At 33.4% G+C, this 3,141-nt stretch carries 2 protein-coding genes; both read left to right on the forward strand.

The genetic code is table 11. The annotated features are described in order from the left end of the window. Positions 1-145: 145 nt before the first annotated feature. Positions 146-1,912, forward strand: coding sequence for a right-handed parallel beta-helix repeat-containing protein (locus AC15TD_RS03055; RefSeq protein WP_484450669.1), 1,767 nt, complete (start codon positions 146-148; stop codon positions 1,910-1,912). 349 nt (positions 1,913-2,261) lie between these two features. Continuing rightward, a partial coding sequence (locus tag AC15TD_RS03060) for a metallophosphoesterase family protein (protein WP_484450670.1) occupies positions 2,262-3,141 on the forward strand: 880 nt, incomplete at its 3' end.

The following is a 3,141-nucleotide window of genomic DNA, read 5'->3' on the forward strand; positions in this document are numbered from 1 at the left end:
TTTGATATAAAAAAGTATGAAGTAAGTATCATTGTAGTTTACAAAACAAATGATGTGTTTTTTTATATGATTTTCTGAATTTGTATTTTTTTAAAAAAGTCTGAATTATTTTCTTTATGTTTAAAAGAACTTCATTTTAAAAAAAATGAAATATGTAATTATTTTACTTGGGTTTATTTGTCTATTAAACACATCAATGGCTCAGCAGGCCTATATACTGCCTGATTTCTTTCGTGTAACGCGAGAATTACCGTTAATGGAACTGAACACCACGCAAACCATTAATGTGTCTTCATATGGCGCTGTAATTAATGATGGAATAGATGATATTTTGGGTATTACAAACGCCATTAATGCTGCTAAATCACTATCCAGTCAAGGGAATCCCGTTAAATTGGTGTTTGAGTCTGGTGTATATGATTTATTTCCAACAACTGGTCCAAGCCATTCCATATCCATCAGTGATGCGAATTATTTGGTTATAGAAGGTAATAATGCAGAAATGATACTGCACAATCCAAGAGTAGGCTTTTTATCTTTAAACCGATGTAAAAATGTTATCGTTCAAAATCTTTTTATAGACTATGCAAAATTACCATTTACCCAAGGTAAGGTTATTGCTGTAAATCCAGTAAACGCTACGTTCGACCTACAAATAGACCCTGGATTTCCCTTACTAAGTGAGGCTTACTTTACTAATGCTCCTCAAAAATGGGGTATGTTAAAGGAAACCTCGGGACAACTTAAGGCAGGGGTAACCAATTTGTTTCCATACAAGGGTTGGACTCAAATCTCAGGGAATACTTTTCGGGTAAATCAACCCAATGCAAGTTATATAGACCAAATGGATATTGGGGACTATTTTGTACAAATAGCCAGGAGTAACGGAAAGACTATCTTCAAGTCGGTAAATGGTAAAAACATTACGTTCTTAAACAATACGAGTTATGCAAGTCCTGCAGGAACCTATAATACGTTTAATCATGATGAATGGAATATTATAAACTGTAAAATAATTCCAAAACCCGGACGCGTGCATAGTGCAAATGCCGACTGTATTCATGTAAGCGGAGGTAATATTGGACCTTGGGTAGAAGGCTGCCTTTTTGACGCTTATAGTGATGATGCCGTTAATATGAAATACACATCTAGAAAGATTCTCTCCGTGCAAAACGCAACCACCCTAACTGTAAAATCTAATGTTAGTCAAGGCGATACCATATGTTTTTATAACCCACGAGAAGGCAAGTTGTTGGGCAGAGTAAGAGTGAACTCGGTTTCAAATTTGGGTAATAATAATTTTCAATTAAAACTATCAGAGCCTGTGGTTATAGAAAATATTAGTAATCATCAATCAAGTGATAAGGCCTATATAGATACGAAATCCTGCGAGTCTTTTGTTTTTAGAAATAACACCTTCCGTAATGGAAGAAGATATGGCATGTTATTACAGAATACCTATGGCGTAATAGAAAATAATACGTTTCAGAATTTGAGCAGCAGTGGCATTAAAATTGATAACGGTGTGGATTGGGGTGAAGGATTTACCGCACACAACATTCAAATTAACAATAATAGATTTATCAATTGTGGATTCGATACCAGTTTTATCAATGATCCTTATGCCGCCTCAATCACAACGTTACTCAAAAAAATTGGGAGTCCATGTACCACAACTATGAGATGGTGTGGGACAGAAATTATAGAATGGAAAGGGTTAAAAAATATTTCTTTTTCTGGAAATTATTTTGAGTTCAACAAAGCGGCATTTAATTTAAATAATATTGATGGCGGGTTTCTTGAAGATAGTGAATATATACATAACCCTAATGATATTAGTATTCCTAATGGTAGTGAATATACAACCACTACTATAAATAATACCATCAATTTTAAAAACACGGAATTTTAGAGACAATTAATATTGACGAAATTGAAAAAACTATTATAATAAACGTTAAGGAAAGTATTCCAAACGTTCATTTTATGAATAATTGTAAAATATAAGCCTTTGATAATTTAAAAGAAACACTCAATATTACCTAACCATTATAGATTTCATTTTAGGAATTTATATCAAAACCAATTATGAAGTTACTATCAAACAAATAAAGGGGATGCGATATCAGCACACAGTTGTAAGAAAAACTGATTGAATAAAAAAATGAATATATTATAAAATAAAACACACAAAGCCAAAGTAAAGTTGAGCATATAGCGAAACTTTAATTTTCATTAAAAACTATTTTAAAATCATACATATGAAAAACTCAAATTACTTATTAACTACGGCTATTATTATTTCCATTTTTTTTGGCTGTAATAATGAATCCGGCAATAAGGACAAATCCATTCTAATTCCTCCAGTAGTTGCACCCTTTACCGGAATTGATACCATTGCAATAAATGACTGGTGGAATAGAAAACCCAATAAAATAATTGATGTCAATGTAAAACGAGAAGATGTTGTTGCATTTGGATTATATACAGTTCATAACAACACGCTTAAATTATCTGCACAACTATTTCCCCTTTATCCAGATGAAACACGTGAAGTTCGTTTAGAGATTAAAAAAAATGACAAATGGGAAGAGATACAAAAAAAGGAGATCCATGATTTAGGTTGGTCCGCTTTGTTTAGAATAGAAAATTGGGATAGCACTAAAGATGTACAATATCGTATTTTACATGGAGAAAAAGCGTCATTTGAAGGCCTGATTAGAAAAGATCCTAAAGACAAAGAAGAAATTATATTGGCAGCGCTTTCCTGCAATAGCAATAAAGACAGAGGTGACAGAGATAAATATGTGAAGAACATTAACTACCAAAACCCTGATATTGTGTTTTTTGCTGGTGATCAATCTTACGATCACTCAGAACACACGGCCGCATGGTTAAAATTTGGCATGCAGTTTAGAGAGGTATTTAGAAATCGTCCCTGTATTACCATTCCTGATGATCATGACATTGGACAAGGAAACCTTTGGGGAGAGTATGGCAAGAAAGCATCTACGAACGCTGGTGATGATGGAGGGTATTTCTACCATCATGAATATGTAAAAATGGTTGAAAGATGTCAAACCAGTCATTTGCCAGACCCTTATGATGCCACACCAATTAAACAAGGGATAGGTGTGTACT

It is taken from the genome of Yeosuana sp., assembly GCF_057126245.1.

Coding starts and splice junctions, on each gene's coding strand:
- AC15TD_RS03055 (WP_484450669.1), top strand. CDS start 146: ATGAAATATGTAATTATTTTACTTGGGTTTATTTGTCTATTAAACACA.